Source organism: Plantibacter sp. CFBP 13570 (assembly GCF_014841395.1).
GTDB lineage: Bacteria > Actinomycetota > Actinomycetes > Actinomycetales > Microbacteriaceae > Plantibacter > Plantibacter auratus.
The window spans coordinates 1-4,830 of sequence record NZ_JACYTW010000120.1 but is presented as its reverse complement, the minus strand read 5'-3'; the positions used below and the strand labels follow the sequence as shown (position 1 = coordinate 4,830).

The 4,830-nt window shown below is 70.7% G+C and carries 4 protein-coding genes; 2 read left to right on the top strand and 2 right to left on the bottom strand.

Annotation, left to right across the window (positions count from 1 at the left end):
- Positions 1-1,245 (bottom strand): dihydroxyacetone kinase family protein (locus IFT89_RS19680; protein WP_202939822.1); only part of this gene is annotated, 1,245 nt, incomplete at its 3' end.
- A gap of 287 nt (positions 1,246-1,532) precedes the next feature.
- Positions 1,533-2,297 carry a GNAT family N-acetyltransferase gene (locus IFT89_RS19675; protein WP_202939821.1) on the bottom strand — a complete coding sequence of 255 codons (765 nt, stop codon included), beginning with the start codon at positions 2,295-2,297 and terminating at the stop codon, positions 1,533-1,535.
- Positions 2,298-2,407: 110 nt separating this feature from the next.
- Here IFT89_RS19675 and IFT89_RS19670 point away from each other — a divergent pair, with 110 nt between their 5' ends.
- Both IFT89_RS19670 and IFT89_RS19665 read left to right on the top strand, forming a co-directional pair.
- On the top strand, positions 2,408-3,199 hold the full coding sequence (locus IFT89_RS19670) for a response regulator transcription factor (protein WP_064295688.1): 792 nt from the start codon (positions 2,408-2,410) through the stop codon (positions 3,197-3,199).
- An 80-nt stretch (positions 3,200-3,279) separates the two neighbouring features.
- Positions 3,280-4,827, top strand: coding sequence for a sensor histidine kinase (locus IFT89_RS19665; RefSeq protein WP_202939820.1), 1,548 nt, complete (start codon positions 3,280-3,282; stop codon positions 4,825-4,827).
- Positions 4,828-4,830: the final 3 nt, after the last annotated feature.

Sequence of the window (4,830 nt, the reverse complement as noted above, 5' to 3'; positions counted from 1 at the left end):
CTCGGCGGCGGCGGCGGTCGCCCCGCGGTCCATGCCGATGCCGTGGTCGCCGTCGCCGACGATGGCGTCGAGGCGTCCCAGCTCGTCCGCGTGCTCCGCGAGGAGTTCGTGGATCGCGGAGATCGCGTCGGCCACGACGGCCGCCGACTCCTGCGACTCGGGCGAGGCGTCCGGCACGACGAAGGCGACGTCCTCGGTGTCGTCGGCGGCGACGGTCTCGAGTGCGCTGGAGTCGACGGCGCCCGTGCGGAACGCCGGGGTGTCCGCGGCAGCGCTCCACAGTCGCTCCAGCTCCTCGTCCACCCAGAGCAGGGTGAGCGAGACGCCGGCCATGTCGAAGCTCGTGCAGAACTCACCGACCTGCGGGTCGACGAGGGTGATCCCGGCGTCCTCCAGCAGGGAGGCGATGCGGTCGTAGACGACGAACAGTTCCTCCGACTTCACGGAGCCGAGGCCGTTGAGGATCGGGACGACGCGCGCGCCCTTCGGCGTGACGCCCTCCGGGATCTCGACCTCGTTCAGGAGGTGGTGCACGAACAACTCCGCCAGTCCGTCTGCGGAGGGGATGTCGGTCTCGTCGATACCGGGCTCGCCGTGGATGCCGAGGCCGACGGCCATCCGCCCCTCCGGCACGGAGAACAACGGTTCGTCGGCACCGGGCAGCGTGCACCCGGAGAACGCGACGCCCATCGAACGGGTCCGGGCGTTGGCCAGGATCGCCACGCGCTCGACGTCGTCGATGGAATACCCACCAGAGGCAGCGCCGCCTGCGACCTTGAAGACGGTGAGGTCGCCCGCGATCCCGCGCCGCTTCTCGAGTTCGGTGGGCGGTGCGCTGAAGATGTCGTCGGTCACGGTGACGGTGCGGCAGTCGATGCCGTCGGCGCGCACGGCGTCCTGGGCGGCGGTGAAGTGCAACACGTCGCCGGCGTAGTTGCCGTAGCTGAGGAGGACACCCCGTCCCTGTTCGCTCGCGCGGACGACGCTCTCCACCTGGTGTGCCGACGGTGAGGCGAAGAGGTTGCCCATGGCCGCACCGTGAGCGAGTCCCGGTCCGACGAGGCCGGCGAAAGCGGGGTAGTGCCCGGATCCGCCACCGATCACGAGGGCGACCTCCGGTTCCGCGGACTTCGTGGAGCGCGACACCCCGCCGGAGACCTTGCGCACCCAGCGTCCGTTGGCGCGGACGAAGCCGTCCACCATCTCATCCGCGAAGTCGGCCGGTCGGTTCCAGAGCCTGGTCATCTGCATCTCCTCGTCATCGAGTCCGTCGATCCGGCGCGAGCCGGCACATCGCGATAATCCTATAGGATATTGGAACCGACCGGAACCCTGGACTGCGCACAACTCAGGACGCCACGGGCGAGTCGGCGCCGTCGGGCGGCAGCCGGAGGCGACGCGCCGGGGAGCACCTGAGTTGCGAACGTGTGAGTCGAGGGACGCACGTCGACGGCGTCCCGACGGCTGAACCTGCCGAGGCTGGAGTGGGGGAGACTCAGCCCCGGCAGGTTCGGCGATCGGGACGCCGGCGATCAGGGGTGCGTGACGGTGGACCCCGTGTGCGTGGCTTCGACGCGTTCTGCACGACGTGCGGCGAGGAGTGAGGGCGTGATCGCGAAGGTGATGCTCGACGAGCGGCGCGGCGCGGTCGCCCGGAGGAAGCCGAGCCGCTCGGCGAGGGCGATGGACCTGGAGTTCTCCGGCTCGATGACCGCTGTCACGGTCTTCGCCTCGAGCTCGCGGAAGGCCAGGTCGATCATCGCCTCCGAAGCCTCGCTCGCGAGACCGCGTCCACCGACGGCGGGGTCGAGGACCCATCCGATCTCGACCGAGCGCTCGGCGGGGTGGACCTCCCGGAGATGTAGGGAGACGTCTCCGACGAGCTGCCCGTCGTGCTCGACGGCCAAGGCGAGGAAGTCGCCCGACTGCCAGAGGCGGCTGTGCCGGACGCGGTGGCGCAGGTGCTCGCGGGACGCCTCGCGGTCGCGGACCGGCCACGGCAGGTGCTCGACGACCGCCGGTGTGGACTGGATGCGGTACCAGGCCTCGGCGTCCTCCAACCGGTGGCGACGCAGGACGAGACGGTCGGTGGTGATCGGGTGCGCGTCGACCGGAGCCTCGATCCGCGGCCCGCGGAGGAACCGGGGACGTGAGACACCTGCCGGGAACAGGGGACGCAGAGCACGGACCGCGGCGGCGAGGCCGCTCCGGATCCGGTCCGCGGGCTCGGCCGTCGCTCCGGCCGTCCGACGACGGCGGGGGGCGAACGACGTGCCCACGGGTTCTGCTCGGGTCATGCCCTCCACGGTAGGCACCGCGCCCATGGGCTCGGCCTGAAAAGATATGAGGCCTCTATGAATCGCCCGTCGCTCCCGCGCCTCGCAGCTCGACGACGGATAATCGACCCATGCCCTCCGACCTGCCAACGCAGATCGTCGACTCGGGGCGCCGCCGGGCGGTCCTCGCCAAGCTACCGCGGATGTACCGGGCCGACGGTTCACCCATCCGCGTCCTCCTCGTCGACGACGAAGCGGTCCTGACCGACCTCGTGAGCCTGGCCCTCGGCTACGAGGGGTGGGTCGTGGATGTCGCCACCAACGGTCGCGAGGCCGTCCAGCGCTACCGCACGGAACGTCCGGACGTCGTGGTCCTCGACATCATGCTGCCCGACATGGACGGGTTGAGCGTCCTGCGCCAGCTCCGCAGCTTCTCGCAGGGGGAGCCGGAATCGGGCACCCCGACGCTGTTCCTCACCGCACGCGACTCGGTGGACGACCGCATCATGGGCCTCACCGCCGGCGGCGACGACTACATGACGAAGCCGTTCTCGCTGGAGGAGCTCGTGGCCCGTCTCCGCGGTCTCCTCCGCCGCACCGCGCACGTCGTGTCCGACGACGACTCCCGCATCACGATCGGCGGGCTCTTCCTCGACGAGCGCAGCTACGAGGTCAGCCGTGACGGCGAGCCGGTGGCGCTCACCACGACCGAGTTCGAACTGCTGCGCTACTTCATGCGCAATCCGAAGCGCGTGCTGAGTCGTGCCCAGATCCTCGACCGCGTGTGGAACTACGACTTCGCCGGCAAGGCCAGCATCGTCGACCTCTACGTCTCCTACCTCCGCAAGAAGATCGACGCCGACCGTGCGCCGATGATCCACACCGTCCGCGGTGTCGGATACGTGCTGCGGCCGGTCGAATGAGCACCGCATCGGTTCCGACTGCGGGCGTGCCGACGCCTCGGGCGGACCGGCGGCACCCGTGGACGCTTCAGCGACGGTTGGTGACGGGCATCGCGGCGGTCATCGCAGCGGTCCTCGCGGTGTCGGGCATCCTGACGATCGTCACGGTCGAAGGGTCGGTCACCGCCGTCGTCGACACCCAGCTCACCGGGTCGATGGAGGCCTTCGAGCACTCCGTGGTGAAGTTCCACGATCAGCAGGCCGGTGCCGGAGCGGTGGTGGACCCCGATGCCACGCGCGGTGAGCCCGGCTACGTCAAGCCGTTCGTGGACTACGTCGGCCACGGGCCCGGCACGCTCATCGCGCTCGTCGCGGACGGTGGGGTCGTCGACTCCGCGCGTTTCACCCAGTCCAACGCGACGGCGCTCGACGTGCGGACGAAGGCGCTCATCGAGGAGGCCGTCGCGGTCGACAGCTCCGAGCGACAGAACATCGAGCTGGGGTCGCTCGGCGGATACCGGCTCGAGTTCCTCGACCACGGCGACGGCGAGACCCTCGTGGCCGGCGTCTCGCTCGCCACCCCGCGAGCGGCCGTGCAGCAGGAGGCGATCGTCATCGCGATCCTCGCCGTGCTCGCGCTCGCGGTCACCATCGTCGGGGCGATCATCGTGGTCCGCCTCGGGCTCCGACCGTTGTCCCGCGTGGCCGCCGCCGCCGAGGAGGTGTCCACCCTGCAACTCGAGCGTGGCGACACCGGGATCGACGTGCGGGTCGATCAGGCCGACACCGATCCCCGGACGGAGATCGGCAAGGTGGGCGAGGCGCTCAACGGCCTCATCGACCACGTCGACCGCGCACTCGCCGTCCGTGCCGCGACCGACAAGCGCATGCGCCGGTTCGTCACCGACGCGAGCCACGAACTCCGGACGCCACTCGCCGCGATCCAGGGCTACGCCGAGCTCACCCGCCAGGACAGCGAGAACCTCCCGCCCATGACGGAGCACGCGCTCGCCCGCATCGAGTCGGAGGCGACCCGGATGAGTTCGCTCGTCAGTGAGTTGCTCCTGTTGGCGCGTCTCGACGAGGGCCAGGACCTGCACCTCGACGACGTCGACCTGAGCGACCTCGTCGCCGCCGCCGTGAGCGACGCGGCCGTCTCGGCACCGGCGCACCACTGGTCGGTCGACGTGCCGGAGCGCGCGATCATCGTGCGCGGCGACCGCGAGCGTCTCCACCAGCTCGTCGTGAACCTGCTGTCGAACGCCGCCGTGCACACCCCGGCCGGCACCTCCGTGGTCACCCGCATCAGCGCACCGAAGAGTCCCGACGAGCCGCAGTGCGCCTCGCTGACGATCGCCGACGACGGACCCGGCATCGACGAGGCCTTCCTCCCCGAACTCTTCAACCGCTTCGCCCGGGCAGACTCGTCGCGCTCGCGTGCCGCCGGCAGCACGGGTCTCGGCCTGGCGATCGCGCTGTCCATCGCCGAGGGCCACGAAGGCTCGATCGAGGTCGCCTCGTCGTCCGCCGGCACCACGTTCACGGTGACGCTGCCGTGGTCGGGCCCGTCCGAGGAGCACCCCGCCGTCCGGCCGGCGGCCGACGCCACCGGCTCGCGCCCGGAGGCGGTCACCTCGACGCGAGGCTGATCG

Coding starts and splice junctions, on each gene's coding strand:
- IFT89_RS19675 (WP_202939821.1), bottom strand. CDS start 2,297: ATGACCCGAGCAGAACCCGTGGGCACGTCGTTCGCCCCCCGCCGTCGT.
- IFT89_RS19670 (WP_064295688.1), top strand. CDS start 2,408: ATGCCCTCCGACCTGCCAACGCAGATCGTCGACTCGGGGCGCCGCCGG.